Below are 25,515 nucleotides of genomic sequence, written 5' to 3' on the forward strand. Positions count from 1 at the left end.
TACTCGCCCTTTGGATCACGGAGGGGGACTTTGGTGAGCAAGAGGCTTGTGGGTCAGGGGCGTTCGGCGGACGTGTACGCGGTCGGCGACGACGGGCGCTGGGTGCTGCGCCGCTACCGGGACGGCGGCGGCACCGCCCGCGAGGCACGGCTGATGGCTCGCCTGGCCGACGCGGGCTATCCGGTCCCGGCGGTACGGGAGGCGGCCGGGCCCGATCTGGTCCTGGAGCGGCTGCGGGGCCCTTCGCTGATGGACGCGCTGCTGGCGGGGGCGTACGAGCCCGAGACGGCCGGGGTGCTGCTGGCCGGCCTGCTGGACCGGCTGCACGCGCTGCCGGGCCGGGTGGTCCACCTGGACCTGCACCCGGGGAACGTGGTGCTGGCCGAGGACCGGGGCCCGGTGGTCATCGACTGGCGCACGGCGGAGGAGGACGCGGAGCCGGGGCTCGACCGCGCGATGTCGGCGCTGATCCTCGCCGAGGTCGCCGTCTCCGCCGCCCCGCACGCCCCCGGCGCCCGGGCGGGACTCGCCGCCCTGCTCGCGGCCTCGGCCGGCCCGCTGCTGCTCGCGGAGGCGCGGGCGCGCCGGGCCGCCGACCCGCACCTGACGGCGGCGGAGGTCGGCGCGCTCGGCGCGGCGGAGGAGCTGGTGCGGTCGCTGACCGGGTGACGGTCAGGCACCCTGCTTGCGGCGGATCTCGGTGATCTCCGGGGTGTCCGCCGTGGGGGCGCCGAAGGCGTCGACGCGCACGCCCGTGCCGGTGGCGGTGACCTCCAGGGCCAGGGAGTCGCCCGGGGAGAGCTCGCGGAGGTCGATCCGGAACTCCAGGGCGTCGCCGGGCATCCGGTGGACGGTCTCCGGCAGGTAGTCGAGACCGGTCAGCGTCTTCCGCAGCGCGGCCTCGTCGGCCGGGGCCGCGGTGAAGGCCGCGCGGATGCGGTCGGCGTGCGCGTCCGCGACGCACCGGTCGACGTCGGCCAGCGGCACCTCGTCGAGCGAGACGGGGGCCTCGGGCTGGGGCGGCGGCAGGTCCGAGGGGAGGTCGGCGGGCGCGTCGGCGGAGGCCGGGGGCTGGGCCGGGGTCGGCGGCTCCTCGGCGGCCGGGGGCGTCCCCGGCACCGTCTCCGCGACGTTCGCGACCTCCGGCAGCGGGGGCAGCTCCATCGCCGTGCCCGGGGCGCAGGTGTTCGCGAGGCGGACGGCGAGCGCCTCGGCCCGCACCACCGGGTCGGGGTGTCTCTCCAGGTCCTTGCCGGAGAGCATCCGCGGGGACGGGCTCGCGGTGACGGCCGCCGCGGCGGCGGGCTCGGCGGCGTTCCGCGCGGCGCCGGCGTTCTGCGTGCCGCAGGCGGTGAGGGTCAGCGCGCCGAGGGCGGTGGCGGTGAGGGCGAGGGACCGGAGGAGGTGCTTCGAAGTGGGCATGCCGGAATCATGCGGCCGGCCCCGAACCGCCCACATGAGTACGCCTACTCAACGCCCCGTGCGAGTCACTCAGTTGTCGCTGCGTCACACGACGCGCGCGCCCCTCCGCCACACCTCCGCCACCAGCGGCACGCCGGGCCGGTAGGCGAGGTGCACGTGGGAGGGGGCGTCGAGGACCGTGAGGTCGGCGCGGGTGCCGGGCGCCAGGCGGCCGACGTCGGTGCGGCGGAGGGCGGCCGCGCCGCCCGCCGTCGCGGACCAGACGGCCTCGTCGGGGGTCATGCCCATGTCGCGGACGGCGAGGGCGATGCAGAAGGGGACCGAGGAGGTGAACGAGGAGCCCGGGTTGCAGTCCGTGGAGAGCGCCACGGTCACGCCCGCGTCGAGGAGGCGGCGGGCGTCCGGCCACGCGGCGCGGGTCGAGAACTCCGCGCCCGGCAGCAGCGTCGCCACCGTGTTCCCGGAGGCCAGCGCGTCGACGTCGGCGTCCGTGAGGTGGGTGCAGTGGTCGGCGCTCGCCGCGTCCAGCTCCACCGCGAGCTGCACGCCGGGGCCGTACGAGAGCTGGTTGGCGTGGATCCTCGGGAGGAGGCCCCTGGCCATGCCGGCGGTGAGGACCGCACGGGCCTGGTCGCCGTCGAAGGCGCCCTTCTCGCAGAAGACGTCGACCCAGCGGGCGTACGGGGCGCAGGCGTCCAGCATCGGGCCGGTGACCAGGTCGACGTAGGCCGCGGGGTCGTCGGCGTGGTCCGGGGAGACGATGTGGGCGCCGAGGTAGGTGACCTCGTCGGTGTGCTCGGCGGCGATGCGCAGGGCGCGGGCCTCGTCCTCGACGGTCAGGCCGTAGCCCGACTTGGTCTCGAAGGTGGTGGTGCCCTGGCGGAGCGCCTCCCGCATGAACCGGGCCACGTTGGCGGAGAGTTCGGCGTCCGTGGCGGCACGGGTGGCGGCGACCGTGGTGCGGATGCCGCCGGCCTCGTAAGGCCGGCCGGACATGCGGGCGTTGAACTCGGCGGTGCGGTCGCCGGCGAAGACGAGGTGCGAGTGGGAGTCGACGAAGCCGGGGAGGACGGCGCGGCCCCCGGCGTCGACGCGGTGGTCGGCGGCCGGGGCCTGCGCCGCCGGGCCCGCCCAGGCGACCGTCTCGCCGTCCAGGACGAGGGCGGCGTCCTCGACGAGGCCGAGGGGGCCGTCGCCGAGGGCCGGGTCGTTGGTGACCAGGCTGCGGATGTTCGTGATCAGCGTCGTCGTCATGGGTGCGCTCCGGTGGGGGGCGGTCGGTTCGGGTGCGGGCGGGTGGGCACAACCCTGCGGTCAGCTTCTGAGGGCGGAGATCGCGTCCGTCAGGGCGGTCGCCGTGTCCGGTACGGAGACGTGGGCGCCGTCGCGGACGACGGTGCGGCCGCCGACGACCACGTGCCGGACGTCGGCCGCGCTCGCCGCGAAGACGGCCGTCTCCGGGGCCAGGCGCGGGACCGGGCCGGCCGTGCGGACCGAGTCGAGGGCGATCGTCGTGAAGTCGGCGAGGGCGCCGGTCTCCAGGGCGCCGGCGTCCGCCCAGCCGAGGGCCGCGTGGCCGTCGGCGGAGGCGGCGCGGAGCAGCGCGGCGGCGGTCCAGTGGCCCCGGACGTGGGTGCGCAGCCGCTCGTTCAGCTCCATGGCGCGCGCCTCCTCCAGGAGGTCGATGACGGCGTGGCTGTCGCTGCCGAGGGAGAGCGGGGAGCCGGCCTTCTGGAGGGCGACGGCGGGGCCGATGCCGTCGGCGAGGTCGCGTTCGGTGGTGGGGCACATGCAGGTGCCGGTGGAGGTGGAGCCGACGAGGGCGATGTCCGCGTCGGTCATGTGGGTGTTGTGGACGCCGGTGGTGCGCGGGCCGAGGACGCCGTGGTCGGCGAGGAGCCGGGTCGGGGTGACGCCGTGGGCGGCCTGGCACGCCTCGTTCTCGGCGGTCTGCTCGGAGAGGTGGACGTGGAGCGGGGCCTGCCGCTCCTCGGCCCAGCGGGCGACCGTGGAGAGCTGGTCGGCGGGGACCGCCCGGACGGAGTGGATCGCCGCCCCGACGCGTACGCCGTCCCGGTCCTTCAGCGCGCCGACCCGCTCGGCCCACTTCTCGGCCGTGCCGTCGGAGAAGCGGAGCTGGTGCTGCTCCGGGGCGGCGCCGAAGCCGGAGGAGAGGTAGGCGGTGTCGAGGAGGGTGATGCGGATGCCCGCCTCCCGCGCCGCCGCGATCAGGGCCTCGCCCATGGCGTTGGGGTCGTCGTAGGGGGTGCCGCCGGGGGCGTGGTGGAGGTAGTGGAACTCGCCGACCGCGGTGATGCCGGCCAGCGCCATCTCGGCGTACACGGCCCGGGCGAGCGCGAAGTAGCCGTCCGGGGTGAGCCGCTGGGCGACGCCGTACATGACCTCGCGCCAGGTCCAGAAGGTGCCGGAGCCGACCTGGACGGTGCCGCGCAGGGCCCGGTGGAAGGCGTGGCTGTGGGCGTTGGCGAGGCCCGGGATCGTGAAACCGCGCAGCACGACCGCGCCGGGCGGCGGGGTGTCCACGCCGGTGCGGACGGCGGCGATGCGGCCGTCCTTCACGTCCAGGGCGACGCCCGGCTCGGCGTGGGTGCCGAGCCAGGCGTGCTCCAGCCAGTACGTCGTCAGCGGCACGCCAGCTCCTCCAGTACGTCGGCGAGTGCGCGGACCCCGGCGACGCAGTCGTCCTCGGCCGCGAACTCGGCCGGGGAGTGCGAGACGCCGGTGGGGTTCCGTACGAACAGCATGGCGGTCGGGATCGACTCGGACAGGATGCCCGCGTCGTGTCCGGCGCCGGTGCCGAGGACGGGCGTCTTCTCGCCGAGGACGCGGCTCAGCTCGTCGCGCAGGGTGTGCGAGAAGTCGACGACCGGGGTGTACGACTCCTGGACGACGGCGAGGTCGATGCCGTGCCGGTCGGCGTACGCCCGGGCGGCGGCCTCGACGCCGGCGGTGACGGCGTCCAGGGAGCCCTGGTCGGCGGCGCGGGCGTCGAGCCAGCCGCGGACCATCGACGGGATGGCGTTGACGCCGTTCGGCTCGACCGCGATCTTCCCGAAGGTGGCGACGGCGCCCGCGAGTTCGGCCTCGCGGCGGGCGGCGAGGACGGTCTCGGCGTACGTCAGCATCGGGTCGCGGCGGTCCACGAGCCGGGTGGTGCCCGCGTGGTTGGCCTCGCCGGCGAAGTCGTACCGCCAGCGGCCGTGCGGCCAGATGGCGGAGGCGATGCCGACGGCGTCGCCGGACAGGTCGAGGGCGCGGCCCTGCTCGACGTGGAGCTCGACGAAGGCGCCGATCCGGGCCAGCCGCTCGGGGTCCGGTCCGATCCCCTCGGGGTCGTGGCCGGCCGCCTCCATGGCCTGCGGCAGGGTGATGCCGTCGGCGTCGCGGAGCTCGTACGCCTGCTCCTTCGTCAGCCGGCCGGCGGTGAGGCGGGAGCCGACGCAGGCGAGGCCGAAGCGCGCGCCCTCCTCGTCGCCGAAGTTGACGATGGCGAGGGGCCGCTTGAACGAGACGCCGCGGGCGCGGAGTTCGTCGAGGGCGGCGAAGGCGGAGACGACGCCGAGGGGGCCGTCGAAGGCGCCGCCGTCGGGGACGGAGTCCAGGTGGGAGCCGGTGACGACGGCGTCGCCGGCCGTCGGGTCGCCGAGCCAGGCCCACTGGTTGCCGTTGCGGTCGGTCTCGACGTCCAGGCGGCGGGCCTCGGCCTGCATCCGGAACCAGAGCCGGCAGTCGGCGTCGGCCCCGGTCCAGGCGTAGCGGCGGTAGCCGCCGGTGGCGGCGCTGCGGCCGAGGGGCCGCAGCGACCGCCACATGGCGTGGAAGCTGTCGCTCACGCGGACGCCTCGTCGCCGGCACCCTCGCGCATGGGGACGCGGACGCCCTTCTCGTCGGCGACGCGCTCGGCGATGTCGTAGCCGGCGTCGACGTGCCGGATGACGCCCATGCCGGGGTCGTTGGTGAGCACGCGGCGGATCTTCTCGCCGGCGAGCCTGGTGCCGTCGGCGACGGAGACCTGGCCGGCGTGGATGGAGCGGCCCATGCCGACGCCGCCGCCGTGGTGGATGGAGACCCAGGAGGCGCCGGAGGCGACGTTCACCATGGCGTTGAGCAGCGGCCAGTCGGCGATGGCGTCGGAGCCGTCGAGCATGGCCTCGGTCTCGCGGTACGGGGAGGCGACGGAGCCGCAGTCGAGGTGGTCGCGGCCGATCGCGAGGGGGGCGGCGAGGCTGCCGTCGGCGACCATGTCGTTGAACATGGCACCGGCCTTGTCGCGCTCGCCCTGGCCGAGCCAGCAGATGCGGGCCGGGAGGCCCTGGAAGTGGACGCGCTCGCCGGCCATCTTGATCCAGCGGTGCAGCGACTCGTTCTCGGGGAAGAGGTCGAGGATCGCCTTGTCCGTCTTGTGGATGTCGGACGCCTCGCCGGAGAGGGCCGCCCAGCGGAAGGGGCCCTTGCCCTCGCAGAAGAGGGGGCGGATGTACGCGGGGACGAAGCCGGGGAAGGCGAACGCGCGGTCGTAGCCGGCCAGCTGGGCCTCGCCGCGGATCGAGTTGCCGTAGTCGAAGACCTCGGCGCCGGCGTCCATGAAGCCGACCATGGCCTCGACGTGCCGGGCCATGGACTCGCGGGCCCGGGCGGTGAAGCCCGCCGGGTCCTTGGCGGCCGCGTCGGCCATGTCCTCGAAGGCGACGCCGACCGGCAGGTAGGAGAGCGGGTCGTGGGCCGAGGTCTGGTCGGTGACGATGTCGATCGGGGCGCCCTCGGCGAGCATCTGCGGGACCAGCTCGGCGGCGTTGCCCAGGAGGCCGATGGAGAGCGGGCGGCGGGCGTCGCGGGCCTCGACGGCGAGCTGGAGGGCGTGGGCCAGGTCGTCGGCCTTCACGTCCAGGTAGCGGTGCTCGATGCGGCGCTCGATGGCGCGCGGGTCGACGTCGACGCAGATCGCGACGCCGTCGTTCATCGTCACGGCGAGGGGCTGGGCGCCGCCCATGCCGCCGAGGCCGGCGGTGAGGGTGATCGTGCCGGCCAGGGTGCCGCCGAACTTCTTCGCGGCGACGGCGGCGAAGGTCTCGTAGGTGCCCTGGAGGATGCCCTGGGTGCCGATGTAGATCCAGGAGCCGGCCGTCATCTGGCCGTACATGGTGAGGCCGAGGGCCTCCAGGCGCCGGAACTCCTCCCAGTTGGCCCAGTCGCCGACCAGGTTGGAGTTGGCGATGAGGACGCGGGGCGCCCACTCGTGGGTCTGCATGACGCCGACCGGGCGGCCGGACTGGACCAGCATGGTCTCGTCCTGCTTGAGGGTGCGCAGGGTGCGGACCATGGCGTCGAAGGAGCGCCAGTCGCGGGCGGCCTTGCCGGTGCCGCCGTAGACGACGAGCTTGTCGGGGTGCTCGGCGACCTCGGGGTCCAGGTTGTTCTGGAGCATCCGGAGGGCGGCCTCCTGCTGCCATCCCAGGGCGCTCAGTTCCGTACCGCGCGGGGCCCGTACGGGGCGGGGTCCTGACATGGCGTGCCTCCTCGAATGTCGTTCAGATATTCACATCCTGACCTGATGAATAGTTGTAGTCAACAGGGCGCGGCCCGCACCCCCCGCGGACCGGCGGAATCCGGCCGCCTCCGCACGGGCGCCGCGCGCCGGGGACACCGCGCCCGGATCCCCGCCGTACGCCCCGGTGACGGGCGGCGCCGGGGCCGCCAGGATGGACCCCATGGCCTCCCATCGCCGTGACCTCGCCGTCCGAGCCGCCGTCGCCCAGGGGCTCCTCACCCCCGCCGCCCCCGTCGTCGCCCTCCTCGACACCGCCGGCATCCGCGCCTCCGCCGCCGCCCTGACCAGCGCCTTCGCCGCCGTCACCCGGGCCGGGGTGCTGCACGCCTTCGCCGTGAAGGCCGCCCCGCTCGTCCCCGTCCTGCGCCTCCTCGCCGACGCCGGACTCGGCGCCGAGGTGGCCAGCCCCGGCGAGCTGGCCCTCGCCCGCGCCGCCGGCCTGCCCCCGTCCCGTACCGTCCTCGACTCGCCCGCCAAGACCCCCGCCGAACTCCGCGAGGCCCTCGCCCTCGGGATCGCCGTCAACGCCGACAACCTCCAGGAACTGGCCCGGATCGACGCCCTCGTCGCCTCCGCCCCCACCGCCTCGCCGCTCGGCCTGCGGGTCAACCCGCAGATCGGCGCCGGCGCCATCGGCTCCACCTCCACCGCCACCGCCACCTCCAAGTTCGGCATCGCGCTCCGCGACGAGGGCGCCCGCGAGGCCGTCGTCCAGGCCTACCTGGACCGCCCCTGGCTCACCCGGCTGCACACCCACACCGGCTCCCAGGGCATCCCGCTCACCCTGATGGCCGAAGGCGTCCGGGCCGCCCACGACCTGGCCGAGGAGATCAACGCCAAGGCCGGCCGGCCGCAGATCGACACCCTCGACATCGGCGGCGGCCTCCCGGTCAACTTCTCCTCCGAGGAGGAGACCCCCTCCTACGCCGACTACGCCCGGCTGCTCGCCGCCACCGTCCCCGGCCTGCTCGACGGGCGCTACCGCCTGGTCACCGAGTTCGGGCGCTCCCTGCTCGCCAAGCACGGCACGGTCCTCACCCGCGTCGAGTACACCAAGACCTCCGGCGGCCGCCCCATCGCCGTCACCCACGCCGGCGTCCAGCTCGCCACCCGGACCGTGTACGCCCCCGAGGCCTGGCCGCTGCGGATCCTCGCGTACGACCCCGAGGGCCGCCCCCGCACCGACGAGGTCGCCGTCCAGGACATCGCCGGCCCCGCCTGCTTCTCCGGCGACCTGCTCGCCGCCGGCCGCGCCCTGCCGCTGCTCCACCCGGGCGACGTGGTCGCCGTCCCGGACACCGGCGCGTACGCCTTCGCCCACCACTACGCCTACAACAGCCTGCCCCGCCCCGCCGTGCACGGCTTCACCGTCGCCGACGACGGCACCGTCTCCTTCGCCCTCGTCCGCCCCGCGCAGACCCCCGAGGAGATCGTCGCCGAGGCCGGCGGCGCGTACGCCGACGCGCTCGTCCGGTAGCGCCGCGCGTACCCCGCGGCTTCGATGGAGCCATGACCACCACCACAACCGTCGTCGTGGAGCGCCGGGTCGCCGCCTCGCCCGGCCGCGTCTGGGAGTCGATCACCGACCTGCCGGACATGCCCCGGGTGCTGTCCGGCGTCCAGAGCGTCGAGGTGCTCACCGAGGGCGGCTTCGGCGTGGGCACCCGCTGGCGGGAGACCCGGCGGATGCTCGGCAAGGAAGCCACCGAGGAGATGACCGTGACCGAGTGCGAGCCGCCCGACCGGTACGTGACGGTCGCCGACTCGCACGGCATGCACTACGTCTCCGAGCTCTCCCTGCGCCCCGACGGGCCGGACGCCAGCGTGCTGCGGATGTCCTTCTCCGCCCGCCCCGCGGGCGGACGCGCGCCCGGCCTCGTCGCCCGTCTCCTCGCCCGCTTCGGCGCGAAGGCCGTCTCCAGGGCGCTCGCGAAGGACCTGGACGACATCGCGCGGGCGGTCGAGTCCCGCTACTGAGCCGCCGGCCCCGCAAGCCCGCCCCGTCCGGCGGTCCACCCTCCAGCTTGGCCCAATTCCGGCCTCCTTCGGGCATGTTCCGATGGAAAATGCCAGAACCACTCCCCGGCACGGCGCCGTTCAGTAACGTCACCGTCACTGCCGTTGCTCGCACGCCGTATCGGGAGGGGAACCCGCGTGCCCGGAATCGACGAGTGCCTCATGGAGGCCATGACCCTGCCGGGTGCTCGCGGTGCCTCCCTGGTCGACTGGAACAGCGGCCTCGCACTCGGGACCGCGGGCGAGTCACCGGTCGGCGACCACGAGACGACCGCCGCCGAGACCGCGGAACTCGCCCGCGCCGCTGCCGAATTCGACTCCTTCACCACCTCCGGCGACGACCCCGGGGGTGCCGCCGCCGACGGCACCCCGCCCGTCGAGGACCTCATCGTCACCACCCGCGCCGGCTACCACGTCCTCCGCTTCGTCCGGACCTCCTTCGACTCCAGCGTCTTCCTCCACCTCTGGCTCGACCGCGACACCGGCAACCTCGCCCTCGCCCGCATCCGCCTCGGCGACCTCGCCGAGAGACTGGTCCTCGGATGAGCGTCTCCCCGATGCTCGTCCGGCTCGCCGCCGAGCGGGCCACCGGCGCCCTGCTGCGCGACCACGGCACCCTCTACCTCGTCGACGGCCGCGTCGTGCACGCCGAGAGCCCCGCCGCCCCCGGCATGGACGTCCTGCTCACCACCGCGGGACGGCTCCCCCGGGAAGGCTGGGACGAGGCCGTCGACCGGGCCGGCGCCCACCGCGCCGTCGGCCGCTTCCTCGTCGACAGCGGCCGGCTGCGCGACGGCGAACTGGAGATATGCCACCTCGGCGCCGTCTTCGACGCCGCCTTCTTCGCCCTCTCCCCCACCAGCGGCCCCACCCGCTTCCGGTACGGCGTCGGCCACTGGTTCGGCACCGTCCGCCCGGTCTCCGCCGAGGCCGTCGAGCGCGAGACCCTCCGCCGCCGCGAACTCCTCGACGCCGTCTGGCCGTACGCCTCCGTCGACACCGCCCCCGTCGTACCGCGCCCGGCCGCCCCCGGCCAGGGCGTCGGCGCCCGCCGCCGCGCCCTGCTCGCCGCCGCCGACGGGGTCCGCACCCCCGCCGAGCTGGCCCGGCTCCTCGGCCGCCCCGCGTTCCACACCCTCCTCGACGTCCGCCGGCTCGCCGCCGCCGGACTCGTCGAGACGCCGCTCGACGCGCCCCCCGACGCCACCCCCGCACCGCCCGCCCGGGAGTGGTCACCGGTCCCCCCGGTGTCCGACCCCGACATCGCCCTGCTGCGCCGGCTCCGTGACGCCCTGGAGGCACACCTGTGATGAGGCGTGCTCTGCGCCTGCGCGCCGAGAGGAGACAGTTGATGACAGCCGAAGCCGAGGTGCTCGGCGAGCTCAGACGCCTGCGCGCCCGGCTGCCGCAGCTCACCGGGGCGCTCGCCGCGAGCGCCGACGGACTCGTCCTCGCCCACGACACCGTGGACGGCGCCGCCGAGAGCGTCGCCGCGCTGACGGCCGCCGCGCTGGGCGTCGGCCGGCGGCTGACCGAGTCCACCGGCCAGGGCGGCTTCCGCGAACTGCTCGTGCGCGGCGAGGACGGCTACGTCGCCACCTACGCGGCGGGCGGCTCCGCCGTCCTCACCCTGCTCGCCGAGCCCCGCATCAACGTGGGCCGGCTCCACCTGGAGGCCCGCCGCTCCAGCACCCGCATCGGCGAACTCGTCGACGGCGCCCTGAACCTCTGACCCACCCCTCACCCGTCCCGTACGAAGAAGAGAGAGCACACCATGGCGAACACCGAAGCCTCCCTCAAGGAAGCGGCCGCGATCGAGGGCGCGATCGGCGCCGCCCTCGTCGACTACACCAGCGGCATGGCGCTCGGCACCATCGGCGGCGGCAAGGAACTCGACCTCACCGTCGCCGCCGCGGGCAACACCGACGTCGTCCGAGCCAAGGTCCGGACGATGGAGATGCTGGGCCTGAACGAGGAGATCGAGGACATCCTCATCACCCTCGGCACCCAGTACCACCTCATCCGGCTGCTGAAGGCCCGCGGCACCGGCGGCCTGTTCCTGTACCTGGCCCTCTCGAAGGACCGGGCCAACCTGGCGATGGCCCGCCACCAGCTGAAGAAGATCGAGGCCGAGCTGGAGGTGTGACCCGCCCCGGCCGCGCCACGGAGCCCGCCGCTCACTCCACGAAGAGGCCCCGCTCCGCCGCCTTCGCGTCGAACTGCTCCAGCCGCGCCTGCGCGTCGGGCAGTTCGTCCGCCATGGCCTCCAGCAGGACCCGGCCGAGGAGCATCGGCGCGCAGGCGGTGTCGAACGCGAGACCGGTGCCGACGGCGGCCGGGATGAGCAGGTCGGAGTGGGCGGCGACGGGCGCGAACGCGGACTCGGCCACGGTCACCACCAGGAGCCCGGCCGTCCGCGCGTACTCCAGCGCCTCGACGACCTCGCGCGGGTGGCGGGGCAGCGCGAAGCAGAGCAGCGCGGTGGCCCCGGCCCGTACGGCCGCGTCGATCCGGTCCGTGAGCATCGAGCCGCCCTCGTCGAGCAGCCGGACGTCCGGGTGCACCTTGGCGGCGAAGTAGGCGAAGCCGCGGGCCTGCGAGGAGGCCGCGCGCAGACCGAGGACGAGCAGCGGCCGCGAGCCGGCGAGCAGCCGCCCGGCACGCTCCACGGGCGCCGGGTCGGCGAGCAGCCCCGCGAGGTGCCGGAGGTTCTCGATCTCGGCGAGGACGGCCTGCTGGTACGCGTTGTGCCCGGCGTCCTCCTCGGCGGCGGCCGGCCGCTCGGGCGGCGCGACCTCCCGCAAATGGCGGCGGAGCGCGGGGTAGCCGTCGAAGCCGAGGGCGACCGCGAAGCGGGTCACGGAGGGCTGGCTGACGCCGGCCAGCTCGGCGAGCTCGACGCTGGAGAGGAAGGGCGCGTCGGCGGCCCGCCGGACCATGCAGTGGGCGATCCGCCGCTGGGTGGGCGTGAGCCGGTGCCCCTCGAAGAGCGCCTGGAGCCGCCCGGCCGGGCTGTCGCTCATGCCGTCCCCCTTCATCCATTCATCCCTGACCCTGTCTGCATAAGGATATGCAGAGGGTGGGGCGGAAGGGAGGGACGAAGCGACGGAGAAGCGGAAGCAAGCGGTCATGGTCACGCCATGACGTCCGGTTCGTGCGAGGGCTGTAACAAACGCCGCACGCCGGTGAGCGGTCCCGCCCCGGTGGCAACAATAGCCGTGTCGCCGACACGACGACCGGCCGCGGGCCGGTCACGGGGGAAGAGGAAACGACATGAACTCGACCATGCCCACAGCCCGTTCACCGCGCCGCCGGCTGCGCGCCGCGGTGCTGGGCGCGACCGTGGCCGCGGCCCTGCTGACGGTCACCGCCTGCCAGTCCGACGACGACGGCGACGCCGCCGCCCCGCCGCGGCCCACCGCGTCCGCGACGGCGACCGGCGCCCCGGAGCCCACCGCGCCCACGACCGACTCCGGGACGGGCACGGGCACGGCCACCCCGGCCGGCACCCCCTCGGCCACGGAGACCGGCACCGGGGACAGCGGCGAGACCGGCGGCGGCAACGGCACCGAGCACCCGGACTGCCGGGCCACCGACCTGAACACCGAGGTCGAGCTCCAGGACCCGGCCGGGGAGACCCCCCGCCACTTCCTGCTGACCGTCACCAACAACACCAGGAAGCCGTGCGTCCTCAACGACGCCCCGGTGCTGCGGCTCAAGGCCGGCAACGACGCCCCGATCGTGGAGACCCTCGGCGAGCCGGACACCGAGCCCGTCGTCGTCGAGGGCGGCGGCAAGGCCTACGCCGGCCTGTACGTCTTCGGCAACGACGAGGGCGGCGAGGCCGAGTACGACCAGTCCGACCGCTTCACCGCCACCCTGGTCGCCGGCGAGGGCACCGAACTGGCCGGCACGCTGATCTTCGACCTGCCGGACGGCCTCGACACCGTCTCCGTCGACGACGCCGCCCGCCTCAACGGCTGGGCCGGCACCGAAGGCCTGGCGATGCGCCCGATCAGCCTGCTCTGAACGCCGGGAGGAAGAGAACCGGCGCCGGGAGGACCGGCGCCGGAAAGACTGACGCGGGGACCGCCGCACCCCCATCACTGGGGGGCGGGACGACGGCGGTCCCCGCGGGGGACACGGGCCCGGGTCAGGGCCGGTCTCCGCGTCCGTGGCGTCTTCAGAGGTCCGGGAGCCGCTCCGGAGGTTCCGTGACGCCGACGAGGAACACTCTGCCGGACGCGTGTTAAGCGGGTGCTGCGCGGACGTGTCACGCTCGTACCGTTTGCGCGAACGCCCGCGCCGGCCCCCGCCGGCACCCGCCGGGTGCTACTTGGCGCCGCCGTTGGCCAGGAAGGCCAGCAGGTCCTGGCGGCTGACGACACCGGTGGGCTTGCCCTCGACGAGGACGATGGCGGCGTCGGCGGACTCGCCGAGGACGGACATCAGGCTGGCGACCGGCTCGCCGGAGCCGACCTGCGGCAGCGGCGCGGACATGTGGTCCTCCAGCGGGTCCTCCAGCTTCGCCTTCTGGGTGAAGAGGTGGTCCAGGAGCTCCCGCTCGACGACCGAGCCGACGACCTCGGCGGCCATCACGTCGGGGTGGCCCGCGCCCGGCTTCACGATGGGCATCTGGGAGACGCCGTACTCGCGCAGCACCTCGATGGCCTGGCCGACGGTCTCGTCCGGGTGCATGTGGACGAGCGAGGGCAGGCCGCCCTCCTTGTGCCGGAGCACGTCGGCGACGGTGGCGGTGGTGGTGTCCTCCAGGAAGCCGTGACCGGCCATCCACTCGTCGCTGAAGATCTTCGACATGTAGCCGCGGCCGGAGTCCGGCAGCAGGACGACGACGACGTCGTCCGGGCCGAGGTCCCTGGCGACCTCCAGGGCGGCGACGACGGCCATGCCGCAGGAGCCGCCGACCAGGAGGCCCTCCTCCTTGGCGAGGCGGCGGGTCATCTGGAAGGAGTCCTTGTCGGAGACCGCGACGATCCGGTCCGTCACGTTCCGGTCGTAGGCGGTGGGCCAGAAGTCCTCGCCGACGCCCTCGACCAGGTAGGGGCGGCCGGAACCGCCGGAGTAGACGGAGCCCTCCGGGTCGGCGCCGACGACCTGGACCTTGCCGCCGCTGACCTCCTTCAGGTAGTTGCCGGTGCCGGAGATGGTGCCGCCGGTGCCGACGCCCGCCACGAAGTGGGTGATCTTCCCCTCGGTCTGCTCCCACAGCTCGGGACCGGTGGTCTCGTAGTGCGAGCGCGGGTTGTTCGGGTTGGAGTACTGGTCGGGCTTCCAGGCGCCGGGGGTCTCGCGGACCAGGCGGTCGGAGACGTTGTAGTACGAGTCCGGGTGCTCGGGGTCGACGGCGGTGGGGCAGACGACCACCTCGGCACCGTAGGCCCGCAGCACGTTGATCTTGTCGAGGGACACCTTGTCCGGGCAGACGAAGATGCACTTGTAGCCCTTCTGCTGGGCCACGATCGCCAGGCCGACGCCGGTGTTGCCGGACGTGGGCTCGACGATGGTGCCGCCGGGCTTCAGCTCGCCGCTCTGCTCGGCCGCCTCGATCATGCGCAGGGCGATGCGGTCCTTGACCGACCCGCCGGGGTTGAAGTACTCCACCTTGGCGAGGACGGTGGCCTGAAGGCCTGCCGTCACGTTGTTGAGCTTCACCAGCGGGGTGTTGCCGACGAGGCTGATCATCGAGTCGTGGAATTGCACCGTGTTCTCCGGGGTCTCCGTAATGGTGTGGCCAGCGTATGCGTAGTCGGGACGCCTTTCGGGGCAGTTAGACCCTGAACGGCGAGAAGGGCCTGTACGGCTCGAAGGAGGTGGCGTCCCCGATGTCCAGGGCGAGGGTGGCGCGCCGGATCGCGGCGGGAGCGGCGTACGGCGGCGGGAGCATCGGTCTGATCGGCGTGGCCGCGGTCGGGATCGTGCTGGCGGAGGCGCAGCTCGCGAAGCGGACGGTGGGCACCGGGACGGCTCCCCTGCCACCCGCGGTGGACGGTCTGTACGGCAGGGCGTACGGCACCGAGGACCCGCTGCGGCTGGCCCTTCTGGGTGATTCGACGGCCGCGGGCCAGGGGGTGCGCCGGGCGGGTCAGACCCCGGGCGCGCTGCTGGCCTCGGGGCTCGCGGCGGTCGCGGAGCGCCCGGTGGCGCTGCGGAACGTGGCGCTCTCCGGGGCCCGCTCGGACGACCTGGAGCGGCAGGTGTCGCTGCTGCTCGCGCAGCCGCTGGGCCCCCCGGACGTCTGCGTGATCATGATCGGGGCGAACGACGTGACGCACCGGATGCCGGCGACGGAGTCGGTACGGCTCCTGGCGGCGGCGGTGCGGCGGCTGCGGACGGCCGGCGCGGAGGTGGTCGTCGGCACCTGCCCGGACCTGGGCACGATCGAGCCGGTCTACCAGCCGCTGCGCTGGCTGGCCCGGCGGGCCTCGCGGCAGCTGGCGGCGGCGCAGACGATCGTGGTGGTGGAGCAGGGCGGGCGGACGGTGTCGCTGGGCGACCTGCTGGGCCCGGAGTTCGCGGCGAACCCGCGGGAGATGTTCGGGGTGGACCTCTTCCACCCGTCGGCGGAGGGGTACGCGACGGCGGCGATGGCGGTGCTGCCGACGCTGTGCGCCTCGCTCGGCGTGTGGCCGGAACCGGACCGCGTGGAGCCGGGGCGCCGCGAGGACATGCTGCCGGTGGCGAAGGCGGCGGCCGAGGCGGCGAAGCAGGCGGGCACGGAGGTGACCGGGGCCCGGGCGCCGTGGGCGCTGCTGAAGCACCGGCGCCGGCGGCGGCTGACGGAGCCGGCCGGGGCGGCCGAGGCGGTGGAGGCCGGGGCGGTGGAGGACGGCTCCGCGGCGGGGGCCCCGGGCGGTCACGGGGAGCCGTTGCCGCAGGACTCCCCGCAACCCTGAGCAAGCGCTTAGAAAAGAGGTCCGCATCACATGACGATCCCGGTGACCCCGCCCGGTACGTACGGGTAACTTCCCAGTGAGTCCGACCGCCCACCAGCCCCCTGGAGCCGTGATGCCCGAAGCCGTGATCGTCTCGACCGCCCGTTCCCCCATCGGCCGGGCCTTCAAGGGCTCCCTGAAGGACCTGCGCCCCGACGACCTCACGGCCACGATCATCCAGGCCGCGCTGGCCAAGGTCCCCGAGCTGGACCCGCGCGACATCGACGACCTGATGCTGGGCTGCGGCCTCCCGGGCGGCGAGCAGGGCAACAACCTGGGCCGGATCGTCGCCGTGCAGATGGGCATGGACCACCTGCCGGGCTGCACCATCACCCGTTACTGCTCCTCCTCGCTGCAGACCTCGCGGATGGCGCTGCACGCGATCAAGGCGGGCGAGGGCGACGTCTTCATCTCGGCCGGCGTCGAGATGGTCTCCCGCTTCGTGAAGGGCAACTCGGACTCGCTGCCCGACACGCACAACCCGTTCTTCGCCGACGCCGAGGCCCGCACCGCCGAGGTCGCCGCCTCCGAGGGCTCCACCTGGCACGACCCGCGCGAGGACGGCCTCGTCCCCGACGCGTACATCGCCATGGGCCAGACCGCGGAGAACCTCGCCCGCTGGAAGGGCGTCACCCGCCAGGACATGGACGAGTTCGGCGTCCGCTCGCAGAACCTCGCCGAGCAGGCCATCAAGAACGGCTTCTGGGAGCGCGAGATCACCCCGGTGACCCTCCCGGACGGCACCGTCGTCTCCGCCGACGACGGCCCGCGCGCGGGCGTCACCCTGGAGGGCGTCTCCGGCCTGAAGCCCGTCTTCCGCCCCGACGGCCTGGTCACCGCCGGCAACTGCTGCCCGCTGAACGACGGCGCCGCCGCGCTCGTCATCATGTCGGACACGAAGGCGCGCGAGCTGGGCCTCACCCCGCTCGCCCGGATCGTCTCCACCGGCGTCTCCGGCCTCTCCCCCGAGATCATGGGCCTCGGCCCGGTCGAGGCGTCGAAGCAGGCCCTGCGGCGCGCGGGCCTGACCACCTCCGACATCGACCTGGTCGAGATCAACGAGGCGTTCGCCGCGCAGGTCATCCCCTCCTACCGGGACCTCGGCTTCGACCTGGACAAGGTCAACGTCAACGGCGGCGCCATCGCCGTCGGCCACCCCTTCGGCATGACGGGCGCCCGCATCACCGGCACCCTGATCAACAGCCTCCAGTTCCACGACAAGCAGTTCGGCCTGGAGACGATGTGCGTGGGTGGCGGCCAGGGCATGGCGATGGTCATCGAGCGGCTGAGCTGAGCCGCAGCGGAGGGTAGGGGCCGCCCGAGGAACGAGGGCGGCACCTGCCCGCAGCGAAGGCGAAGCTCAGCGCGACAGAAGAGTCGAGCGGCTGAGCTGAGCCGCAGCGGAGGGTAGGGGCCGCCCGAGGAACGAGGGCGGCCTCTCCACGCGCCGAGCGCGTCAACCTCACCGCGTCCGAGCCGTGACCGAATCTCCCCCAGGATGTGACCTACATCCCGGGGGAGTTCGTTTTCCCAGGTCAGAGCCATTTCGGGACTAAACACCCGGCCGAAATACCTGTCCATTTCGTGACGTAATGCACTGACAGGCAGCCCCACCCCACGACAAGCTGATGTAGGAAGTCGGGGGATCGACTCGAACCGGGAGTACGTCAGTGAGCGCCATGTCTCTTGCCCTGCTGCTGACCACGGCCGCTGCCACGGCCGTGGGCGCCGCTGCCCTGCACCACGTGCGGGGTCTCCGCAAGGAGGTCACCGCCCTGCGCACCGAGCTGGCCGCCGGCCACGGCGTGACGGTCCCCGCGGCCCGCGCCACGCCCGCCGCCGAGATACGGGCCGCGGTCGCGGAGGCGCTGGCCGAGGAGCGCGAGCGCGAGCTCGCCGAGGCGCGGGCCTTCTGGGCCGCGCAGGAGGCCCGGGACGCGGCCGACGCGCCCTCCGCCCTGCTCGGCGGCCCGGCCGGCGAGGAGGCCGGCGGCCTCTTCGTCCCGCGCCAGACGGACCTCGTGGGCCTGGAGGCGATGGCGCTGGAGGCCATGGAGGCCGAGGCGGCCGCGCTCGACGGCATCATCGACCCGGCGGACGACTTCCCGGAGTACCCGGAGGACTCGCCCGAGCTGGCCGCCGCCCGCCGCCGGCACCCCTCGCACCCGGACTTCGTGCCGGTGCAGACGCCGGTCGTCACGGACCACGAGCGCACGGTGGCGCGCCTGGAGGAGCTGGCCGACACGGCCACTGCCCTCACGGACGTCCGCCCGGGCCCGCTGGGCACGCTCGACGTGTACGTCTTCGCCGACGGCACCACGCTCTGCATGACCCCCGGCCACCGCGAGACCGCGGAGCGCCTCGCGGAGGCCCTCCGCGCGGGCCGCACGCCGGTCCTCCTGGGCGGCTCGGGCGTCTCGGGCGCGTTCGCCCTGACGTTCTCGTACGGCGAGTCGGACGAGGAGAACGTCTACATCCTCGCGGACCGCGTGATCGCGTCCCTCTGATCGACCGGGCTCCGCGCTGCGAGGCCCTGGGGGCCTGCCCCGCGCGGACCCCGCCGGGAGGCCCCGCCGCCGCTACAGCCCCGACCGCTCCCGCGCCTCGCGCACCAGCGCCACGGCCTCGTCCCGTTCCCGCTCGCGGGACGGGGACGGGGCCGTCCGCAGTGCCTCGGCCAGGTCCGCGCCCGCGACCGCGAGCTGGTCGGCCACGACGAAGACCCCGGCGTCGGGGATGATCCGCGGCTCGGAGCCGGGTGTCTCCACCGCCTGCGCCCGCACCGCCAGCTCCCGCGCCAGCGCCAGCCCCTCCGCCGCCGCCCCCTGCTGGAGGCGGCTCTGCGGGGCCGCCCGCAGCCGGTCGGCGAAACGTTCCACGGCGGCGGTCAGGTCACTCGTATCCAGCACGCGCCCGACCCTACCGGGGCCGGTCACTTCGCGTGGCGTCCGAGGAAGTCGCGGACCAGGGCCGCGATCTCCTCGCCGTGGGTCTCCAGCGCGAAGTGCCCGGCGTCGAGCAGGTGGATCTCCGCGTCGGGCAGGTCCCGGGCGAAGGCCTCGGCACCGGCCGGGCCGAAGATCTCGTCGTTGCGCCCCCAGACGGCGAGCAGCGGCGGCCGGTGGGTGCGGAAGTACTCCTGGAAGGCCGGGTAGCCGTCGAGGTTGAACTGGTAGTCCCAGAAGAGCTGGAGCTGGATCTCCTTGTTGCCGGGCCGGTCGAGGCCGGCCTGGTCCAGGGTCCAGGTCTCGGGGGCGATCCGGTCGAGCCGGTCGGCGGGGACGCCGTGGGTGTACTGCCAGCGGGTGGCCTCGGCGGTGAGCAGCTCGCGTACCGCCGGCTCGTGGGCGGCCCGGTCCTCGGCGTGGGCGAAGAGGACGTCCCAGAAGGGCGTGAAGCCCTCCAGGTAGGCGTTGCCGCTCTGGGTGACGATCGCGGTGACGCGCTCGGGGTGCCGGGAGGCGATCCGCAGGCCGATGGGGGCGCCGTAGTCCTGGATGTAGAGCGCGAAGCGCTCCGCGCCGAGCCGGTCGAGGAGTCCGAGGGTGATCTCGGTGAGCTTCTCGAAGCCGTACGCGAAGTCCTCGACGGCCGGGGCGGCGGAGGCGCCGAAGCCGATGTGGTCGGGGGCGATCAGGTGGTAGGAGTCGGCGAGCTCGGCGATGAGCCCCCGGTACATGTGCGAGCTGGACGGGAAGCCGTGCAGCAGGACGAGGGTGGGGTTGGCCGGGTCGCCGGCCTCCCGGTAGAAGACGTCGAGCCCGTCGACGGTGACGGTGTGGGCGCGCAGGGCGAAGCTGGACATGGCTGACTCCCCGTTCTGGTCTCCGATCGGGAGAACGGTCGTTCTCCCGATGCCCTGTAGAGTAGGAGAACGATGGTTCTCCACGCAAGGGGTGAGCGAATGGATGCGGAAACCGCCGGGCTGAGGGTGCTGGACACCGCGGAGCGGCTCTTCGACGAACGGGGGGTGCAGGCCGTCGGCATGGACGCCATCCGCTCCGCGTCCGGCGTCTCGCTCAAGCGGCTGTACCAGGTCTTCCCGTCCAAGGAACTGCTCGTGGAGGCGGTCCTGAAGCGCCGGGACGAGGCCGTCAGGGGCTCGCTGACCGCCCACGGCGCCCGGACCGCCGAGGGGCCGTACGAACGCGTCCTGGCGGTCTTCGACTGGCTCGGCGACTGGTTCGCGGAGCCCGGCTTCCGCGGCTGCGCCTTCATCAACGCCTTCGGGGAGCTGGGCGGGGTGACCCCGTCCGTGGCCGCGATCGCCCGCGACCACAAGGAGGCCCTGCGGGGCTACCTCGCGGAGCAGACCGACGCCCTGGGCGCCCCGCGGGAGCTCGCCGACCAGCTGGCCCTGCTCGCCAACGGCGCCATGGCGATCGCGGGCATCACCGGCTCCGCGGAGCCGGCCGCCCAGGCGAAGGCGGCGGCCCGCGTCCTGCTCGACGCGGCGCGCCCCTGAGCACGCGGAAGGGCCCGCCCGGCGCGAAGCCGGACGGGCCCTTCCCCCGTCACGGGGTGCGTCAGTCGTCGCCCTGCAGGATCGACAGCAGACGCAGCATCTCCAGGTAGATCCACACCAGGGTCATGGTGAGACCGAAGGCGGCCAGCCAGGCCTCCTCGCGCGGCGCGCCGTAGGTCACGCCGTCCTCGACCTGCTTGAAGTCGAGGGCCAGGAAGCAGGCGCCCAGGATGATGCCGATGACACCGAAGAGGATGCCGAGGCCACCGCTGCGGAAGCCGAGGCCGTCACCGCCGGCGAAGACCGCGAAGAGCAGGTTGGCCACCATGAGCAGCATGAAGCCCATGGCCGCGGCGATCACGAAGCCGGTGAAGCGGCGGTTGACCCGGATCCAGCCCATCTTGTAGGCGATGAGCACACCGGCGAAGACCGCCATCGTGCCGAGGACCGCCTGGATGACCACGCCGTCGGCGATGTAGGTCGAGACGGCCGCGGAGATCACACCGAGGAAGACGCCCTCGAAGGCCGCGTAGCCCAGGATGAGCGCCGGCGACGGCTTGCGCTTGAAGGACTGCACCAGCGACAGGACCAGGGCGACCAGGGCGGCGCCGATGGCGATGCCGTAGGACTTGCCGAGGTTCGCCGGGTCGACCGGCAGCAGGAGCCAGGACAGGACAGCGGTGAGCACGACCGTACCGAGCGTCATGGCCGTACGGCTCACGACGTCGTCGATCGTCATCACGTTGCCGCGGGCCTGCTGCGGGGCGCCCGTCTGGACGTCCTGCGGCGCGTAGGGGTTGGTGGCGTACGGGTTGGTCGCACCGTCCGCGTACGGGTTGCCGGTCGCGTACGGGTTGGCTCCGACGGCGGGGCCCCCGGCCTGCGGCTGCTGCGCGTTGAAGCCCGCGTAGCCGTTGTCGCGGCTGAACCCCCGTCGCGAGAAGACCGGGTTGCTGCTCCTCATCTCACTCCTCCATGGACGGCCGCGCGCGCGGCCTTGCGTCAAGGGTAATGCGTAGGCAAAAGAAACTCTCTAGTGCTCGGGGAGGATCTTTTGCGACAGCTTTCGACCTTCCTCGGCCACCGGCGACCTCGGGGAGGAAGGAGGAGGGAGGAGGAGAGGGGGAGAGGGGCGGGAGGACGGGCTCGTGGGCCGGGCCGCAGGCGTGCGCCTGAGGCCGTGGTGGTGCCCGGAACCGGACTTGAACCGGTACGGCCCGAAGGCCAGCGAGGTTTAAGCTCGCCGTGTCTGCTATTCCACCATCCGGGCGTTGCCGCGATGCTCCGCGTTGGCACAGGAGCCTATCGGGGCCCCTTCCCTCGTCCGGCGGAACGAGCGACCGATGTTGTCTTATTTTATTGACGTCTGAGGGTGCGTCAGCGCAGGTGAGCAGCGTTTTCGCAAACTGTGACCGGGGTCGCAGGCGCAAAGCGACCACCCCCGGATTGACCAGATCTCGACGCATGTGTGTCACGTCCGCCGTCGGGGTCGCCGTCATACCAGAGGAGGACCCACGGGGGTCCCGGTCCGACCCAAGGCGGCCCCTCGAACGGGCACGTGGACGGACGACCCGGGCAGGAACGTCCGAAACGATGGAGTGGTTCCCGGGACACCCGGTTCCGGACCAGCCAGCCGCGATCAGCCGCGATCAGCCAGCGCGATCAGCCGCGATCACCGTCGTGACAGGAGTCCCCCTCGTGACCACCACCCCCACCGTGCCCCGCACCACCGCGGTGGCCGCCCGCGCCACGGAGCTCACGAAGGTCTACGGAGAGGGCGAGACCCAGGTGGTCGCGCTCGACCGGGTCAGCGTGGACTTCCGCCAGGGCGAGTTCACCGCGATCATGGGCCCCTCCGGCTCCGGCAAGTCGACGCTCATGCACTGCGTCGCCGGCCTCGACTCCTTCTCCTCCGGCTCGGTCCGGATCGGCGACACCGAGCTGTCGACCCTCAAGGACAAGCACCTCACCCAGCTCCGCCGGGACAAGATCGGCTTCATCTTCCAGGCGTTCAACCTGCTGCCGACCCTGACCGCCATGGAGAACATCACGCTCCCCATGGACATCGCCGGCCGCAAGCCCGACCAGGCCTGGGTCCGGCAGGTCATCGACATGCTCGGCCTCTCGGGCCGGCTCAAGCACCGCCCCACCGAGCTCTCCGGCGGCCAGCAGCAGCGCGTCGCCGTCGCCCGCGCCCTCGCCTCCCAGCCCGAGATCATCTTCGGCGACGAGCCCACCGGAAACCTGGACTCGCGCTCCGGCGCCGAGGTCCTCGGCTTCCTCCGCAACTCGGTCCGCGAGCTCGGCCAGACCGTCGTCATGGTCACCCACGACCCCGTCGCCGCCTCCTACGCCGACCGCGTGATCTTCCTGGCCGACGGCCGGATCGTCGACGAGATGCTGCGCCCCTCCGCCGACGGCGTCCTCGACCGCATGAAGGCGTTCGACGCCAAGGGCCGTACGAGCTGACGCGCCGCGGCCCCGCGCCCGCCGGCGCCGCGGGCCCCGCACCCGACTCCCGTCCCGCCTTCCTCCAGGACCTCACCCATGTTCCGTACCGCCCTGCGCAACGTCCTCGCGCACAAGGCGCGGCTGCTGATGACCGTGCTCGCCGTGATGCTCGGCGTCGCCTTCGTCTCCGGCACCCTCGTCTTCACCGACACCCTCTCCCAGGCCTTCCGCGGCCAGTCCGCGAAGAGCTACGACGACGTCGCCGTGGCCGTCGCCCTGCGGCCGGATCCCGAGGAGGCCGCCAAGAACCCCGGCCTCTCCCAGGCCACCGTCGACAAGGTCGCGAAGCTCGACGGCGTCACCGGCGTCCGGCCGCGCGTCGACGGCTTCGCCGGCGTCCCGGACGCGAAGGGCAAGCTGATCGGCTCCGGCTGGTCCAACAAGGGCACCAACTTCGCCCCCGGCCCCGACGGCAAGGACCCGGCCCTCTCCTTCACCACCGGGAACGGCCCCGCCGCGGCGGACCAGATCGCCCTCGACAAGGAGACCGCCGACAAGGGCGGCTACCAGGTCGGCGAGCGGGTCCGCGTCGCCACCAACGGCCCGGTGAAGGAGTACACCCTCTCCGGCGTCTTCACCACCGAGGACGGCGCCGTCAACGCCGGCGGCAGCCTCGTCGTCTTCGACGCCCCGGTCGCCCAGAAGCTCTACCTCAAGCCGGGCTACTACTCCGACCTGAACGTCTCGGCGGCCAAGGGCACCGACGCCGGGAAGCTCCGCGACGAGATCCTGAAGGTCGTCCCGAAGGCAGCCACCGCCCAGACCGGCCAGGCCCTCGCCGACGAGCAGGCCCGCGAGATCGAGTCCGGCCTCGGCAGCCTCAACCAGATGCTGCTCGGCTTCGCCGGCATCGCGCTCTTCGTCGGCATCTTCCTGATCTCCAACACCTTCACCATGCTGGTCGCCCAGCGCACCAGGGAACTGGCCCTGATGCGCGCGGTGGGCGCCTCGCGCAAGCAGATCACCCGCTCCGTCCTCGCCGAGGCCGGCGTCGTCGGCCTGGTCGCCTCCGCCGTCGGCTACGTCCTCGGCATCGGGCTCGCCGTGGGCCTGCGCTCCGGCATGGCCGCCTTCGAGCTGAAGGTCCCGGACGGCGAGCTGGTGCTCGGCGCCACTCCGGTCCTCGCCGCCTTCGGCGTCGGCGTCCTCATCACCGTGCTGGCCGCCTGGCTGCCCGGCCGCCGCGCCGCGAAGATCCCGCCGGTCGCCGCGATGAACAGCGTCCACGCCACCCCGAACACCAAGTCGCTCGTCGTACGGAACGCGATCGGGGCCGCCGTCACCGCGATCGGCGCCGTCCTCATCGTGCTCGGTGCCAACACCGGCGGCGACGAGGGCCGCATGATCATCGCGGGCGGCGCCTTCGCCACCCTCGTCGGCGTCATCATCCTCATCCCCTTCCTGTCCCGGCCGGTGATCGCCCTGATCCGCCCCTTCTTCGTGAAGGTCTTCGGGATCTCCGGCAAGCTCGCCGGCCTCAACGCGGTCCGCAACCCGCGCCGCACCGGCGCCACCGCCTCCGCGCTCGCCATCGGCCTCACCCTGGTCACCGGCCTCACCGTGATCGGCGTCAGCGCCGGCCAGGCCCTCGACAAGATGACCGTCGACAACATCAAGGCCGACTACATGGTCACCATGGCCAGCGGCGACGGCCTGTCGCAGGAGGCCCTGACGGCCCTGGAGAAGGCCCCGGGCGTCACCGCGGTCTCCCCGCAGCAGGCCGGCGCCTTCGAGATCAAGGGCACCTACACCTCCGCCTCCGGCGTCACCCCCGGCGCCATCGAGAAGGTCCTCAAGGTCGACGTCGTGAACGGCTCGCTGGCCGGGCTCGCCGACGGACAGATCGCCGTCGCCGAGAAGACCGCCGACAAGCGCGGCCTCAAGGTCGGCGCCACCGTCCCGGTCGAGTACCTGGACAAGAAGAAGGGCGAGCTGAGGATCGCCGCGGTCTACAAGGACAGCGAGTTCCTCTCCCCCGTCCTCGTGGACACGAAGATCCTCGACGCGCACGACCCGGAGAAGTACATCCCGCAGATCTTCGTCTCCACCGACGGCGGTCCGAGCGACGCCCGCGAGCAGGCCCTGATCAAGGCCCTGGGCGACAACCCCGCCATCTCCGTCATGGACGAGAAGGACATCCGCGACACCTTCGGCGGCCAGATCAACCTGATGCTCAACATCATGTACGGCCTGCTCGCGATGGCCCTGATCATCGCCGTCCTCGGCGTCGTCAACACCCTCGCGATGTCCGTCTTCGAGCGCCAGCAGGAGATCGGCATGATCCGGGCGATCGGTCTCGACCGCCGCCGGGTGAAGCGCATGGTCCGCCTGGAGGCCGTGGTCATCTCGGTCTTCGGCGCGATCGTCGGCATCGGCCTCGGCACCTTCCTCGCCTGGGCCATCGGCAAGACCTTCGAGTCGAGCCTGCCGGGCTACGGCCTGGTCGTGCCGTGGGACCGGGTCGGGATCTTCCTGGTGCTGGCCGGCCTGGTCGGCGTGCTGGCCTCGCTCTGGCCGGCCCGCAGCGCCGCCCGCCTGAACATGCTCACCGCCATCAAGGCCGAGTAGGTCCGGACACG

24 protein-coding genes and 1 tRNA gene are annotated in these 25,515 nt (G+C 73.4%); 14 read left to right on the forward strand and 11 right to left on the reverse strand.

All coding sequences use genetic code 11. From position 1 onward, the window contains the following. Positions 1–33: 33 nt before the first annotated feature. Positions 34–669 carry a phosphotransferase gene (locus ABFY03_RS15290; protein ID WP_319007675.1) on the forward strand — a complete coding sequence of 212 codons (636 nt, stop codon included), beginning with the start codon at positions 34–36 and terminating at the stop codon, positions 667–669. A 3-nt stretch (positions 670–672) separates the two neighbouring features. Here ABFY03_RS15290 and ABFY03_RS15295 read toward each other — a convergent pair whose 3' ends face one another. The 5 genes from ABFY03_RS15295 to hutU form a co-directional block, all read right to left on the reverse strand. Beyond that, positions 673–1,422, reverse strand: coding sequence for a hypothetical protein (locus ABFY03_RS15295; protein ID WP_346170126.1), 750 nt, complete (start codon positions 1,420–1,422; stop codon positions 673–675). Between the two features lie 84 nt (positions 1,423–1,506). After that, on the reverse strand, positions 1,507–2,676 hold the full coding sequence (gene hutI / locus ABFY03_RS15300; protein ID WP_346170127.1) for an imidazolonepropionase: 1,170 nt from the start codon (positions 2,674–2,676) through the stop codon (positions 1,507–1,509). Between the two features lie 60 nt (positions 2,677–2,736). After that, positions 2,737–4,074: a formimidoylglutamate deiminase gene (locus tag ABFY03_RS15305; protein WP_319007672.1), complete on the reverse strand. Its 1,338-nt coding sequence runs from the start codon at positions 4,072–4,074 to the stop codon at positions 2,737–2,739. Continuing rightward, positions 4,065–5,255, reverse strand: a complete 1,191-nt coding sequence (locus tag ABFY03_RS15310) for an allantoate amidohydrolase (RefSeq protein WP_319007701.1) — start codon at positions 5,253–5,255, stop codon at positions 4,065–4,067. The genes ABFY03_RS15305 and ABFY03_RS15310 overlap by 10 nt, the downstream gene beginning before the upstream one ends. Before the next feature lie 17 nt (positions 5,256–5,272). Then, positions 5,273–6,949 (reverse strand): urocanate hydratase, encoded by a 1,677-nt coding sequence (hutU, locus tag ABFY03_RS15315; RefSeq protein ID WP_346170128.1) that lies wholly within the window; start codon positions 6,947–6,949, stop codon positions 5,273–5,275. A 193-nt stretch (positions 6,950–7,142) separates the two neighbouring features. Between hutU and ABFY03_RS15320 the strand changes: the two genes are divergently transcribed. The 6 genes from ABFY03_RS15320 to ABFY03_RS15345 all read left to right on the forward strand — a co-directional run bounded on the left by ABFY03_RS15320 (position 7,143) and on the right by ABFY03_RS15345 (position 11,153). Continuing rightward, positions 7,143–8,468 (forward strand): type III PLP-dependent enzyme domain-containing protein, encoded by a 1,326-nt coding sequence (locus ABFY03_RS15320; protein ID WP_319007670.1) that lies wholly within the window; start codon positions 7,143–7,145, stop codon positions 8,466–8,468. 32 nt (positions 8,469–8,500) lie between these two features. Next, the gene (locus ABFY03_RS15325; protein ID WP_319007669.1) at positions 8,501–8,968 is read left to right on the forward strand and encodes an SRPBCC family protein; all 468 of its coding nucleotides are present in this window, start codon (positions 8,501–8,503) and stop codon (positions 8,966–8,968) included. A 177-nt stretch (positions 8,969–9,145) separates the two neighbouring features. Beyond that, positions 9,146–9,553, forward strand: a complete 408-nt coding sequence (locus tag ABFY03_RS15330) for a hypothetical protein (RefSeq protein ID WP_319007668.1) — start codon at positions 9,146–9,148, stop codon at positions 9,551–9,553. After that, positions 9,550–10,317, forward strand: a complete 768-nt coding sequence (locus tag ABFY03_RS15335) for a transcriptional regulator (RefSeq protein ID WP_319007667.1) — start codon at positions 9,550–9,552, stop codon at positions 10,315–10,317. Before ABFY03_RS15330 ends, ABFY03_RS15335 begins: the two co-directional genes overlap by 4 nt. A 41-nt stretch (positions 10,318–10,358) precedes the next feature. Beyond that, complete coding sequence (locus ABFY03_RS15340) at positions 10,359–10,739, forward strand: roadblock/LC7 domain-containing protein (protein WP_319007666.1); 381 nt, start codon at positions 10,359–10,361, stop codon at positions 10,737–10,739. A gap of 42 nt (positions 10,740–10,781) precedes the next feature. Further along, positions 10,782–11,153 (forward strand): hypothetical protein, encoded by a 372-nt coding sequence (locus ABFY03_RS15345; protein ID WP_319007665.1) that lies wholly within the window; start codon positions 10,782–10,784, stop codon positions 11,151–11,153. A gap of 31 nt (positions 11,154–11,184) precedes the next feature. On the opposite strand, the gene ABFY03_RS15350 is transcribed toward ABFY03_RS15345, so the two are convergent. Continuing rightward, positions 11,185–12,030 carry a MurR/RpiR family transcriptional regulator gene (locus ABFY03_RS15350; RefSeq protein WP_319007664.1) on the reverse strand — a complete coding sequence of 282 codons (846 nt, stop codon included), beginning with the start codon at positions 12,028–12,030 and terminating at the stop codon, positions 11,185–11,187. A gap of 250 nt (positions 12,031–12,280) precedes the next feature. On the opposite strand from ABFY03_RS15350, the gene ABFY03_RS15355 reads away from it, so the two are divergent. Next, positions 12,281–13,036, forward strand: a complete 756-nt coding sequence (locus ABFY03_RS15355) for a DUF4232 domain-containing protein (protein WP_346170129.1) — start codon at positions 12,281–12,283, stop codon at positions 13,034–13,036. 303 nt (positions 13,037–13,339) lie between these two features. On the opposite strand, the gene ABFY03_RS15360 is transcribed toward ABFY03_RS15355, so the two are convergent. Then, complete coding sequence (locus ABFY03_RS15360) at positions 13,340–14,728, reverse strand: cystathionine beta-synthase (RefSeq protein ID WP_319007662.1); 1,389 nt, start codon at positions 14,726–14,728, stop codon at positions 13,340–13,342. Positions 14,729–14,850: 122 nt separating this feature from the next. On the opposite strand from ABFY03_RS15360, the gene ABFY03_RS15365 reads away from it, so the two are divergent. The 3 genes from ABFY03_RS15365 to ABFY03_RS15375 all read left to right on the forward strand — a co-directional run bounded on the left by ABFY03_RS15365 (position 14,851) and on the right by ABFY03_RS15375 (position 18,467). Next, positions 14,851–15,921, forward strand: a complete 1,071-nt coding sequence (locus ABFY03_RS15365) for an SGNH/GDSL hydrolase family protein (protein ID WP_346170130.1) — start codon at positions 14,851–14,853, stop codon at positions 15,919–15,921. Positions 15,922–16,033: 112 nt separating this feature from the next. Next, positions 16,034–17,254, forward strand: a complete 1,221-nt coding sequence (locus ABFY03_RS15370) for an acetyl-CoA C-acetyltransferase (RefSeq protein WP_319007660.1) — start codon at positions 16,034–16,036, stop codon at positions 17,252–17,254. A gap of 385 nt (positions 17,255–17,639) precedes the next feature. Then, the gene (locus ABFY03_RS15375) at positions 17,640–18,467 is read left to right on the forward strand and encodes a hypothetical protein (protein WP_346170131.1); all 828 of its coding nucleotides are present in this window, start codon (positions 17,640–17,642) and stop codon (positions 18,465–18,467) included. 72 nt (positions 18,468–18,539) lie between these two features. On the opposite strand, the gene ABFY03_RS15380 is transcribed toward ABFY03_RS15375, so the two are convergent. Together ABFY03_RS15380 and ABFY03_RS15385 are read right to left on the reverse strand one after the other, a co-directional pair. After that, positions 18,540–18,869, reverse strand: a complete 330-nt coding sequence (locus tag ABFY03_RS15380; RefSeq protein ID WP_319007658.1) for a hypothetical protein — start codon at positions 18,867–18,869, stop codon at positions 18,540–18,542. A gap of 23 nt (positions 18,870–18,892) precedes the next feature. Further along, a complete protein-coding gene (locus ABFY03_RS15385) occupies positions 18,893–19,765 on the reverse strand; it encodes an alpha/beta fold hydrolase (RefSeq protein WP_319007657.1) in 873 nt (290 codons plus the stop codon). Between the two features lie 99 nt (positions 19,766–19,864). Between ABFY03_RS15385 and ABFY03_RS15390 the strand changes: the two genes are divergently transcribed. Further along, positions 19,865–20,425 carry a TetR/AcrR family transcriptional regulator gene (locus tag ABFY03_RS15390; RefSeq protein WP_346170132.1) on the forward strand — a complete coding sequence of 187 codons (561 nt, stop codon included), beginning with the start codon at positions 19,865–19,867 and terminating at the stop codon, positions 20,423–20,425. 61 nt (positions 20,426–20,486) lie between these two features. Here ABFY03_RS15390 and ABFY03_RS15395 read toward each other — a convergent pair whose 3' ends face one another. Together ABFY03_RS15395 and ABFY03_RS15400 are read right to left on the reverse strand one after the other, a co-directional pair. After that, positions 20,487–21,389: a Bax inhibitor-1/YccA family protein gene (locus ABFY03_RS15395; RefSeq protein WP_319007655.1), complete on the reverse strand. Its 903-nt coding sequence runs from the start codon at positions 21,387–21,389 to the stop codon at positions 20,487–20,489. Between the two features lie 220 nt (positions 21,390–21,609). Then, positions 21,610–21,695, reverse strand: a tRNA-Leu gene (locus tag ABFY03_RS15400). 428 nt (positions 21,696–22,123) lie between these two features. On the opposite strand from ABFY03_RS15400, the gene ABFY03_RS15405 reads away from it, so the two are divergent. Together ABFY03_RS15405 and ABFY03_RS15410 are read left to right on the forward strand one after the other, a co-directional pair. Beyond that, positions 22,124–22,894: an ABC transporter ATP-binding protein gene (locus ABFY03_RS15405; protein ID WP_319007654.1), complete on the forward strand. Its 771-nt coding sequence runs from the start codon at positions 22,124–22,126 to the stop codon at positions 22,892–22,894. Positions 22,895–22,972: 78 nt separating this feature from the next. Next, a complete protein-coding gene (locus ABFY03_RS15410; protein WP_346170133.1) occupies positions 22,973–25,504 on the forward strand; it encodes an ABC transporter permease in 2,532 nt (843 codons plus the stop codon). Positions 25,505–25,515 lie beyond the last annotated feature (11 nt).

It is taken from the genome of Streptomyces roseofulvus, assembly GCF_039534915.1.
Classification (GTDB): Bacteria; Actinomycetota; Actinomycetes; order Streptomycetales; family Streptomycetaceae; genus Streptomyces; species Streptomyces roseofulvus.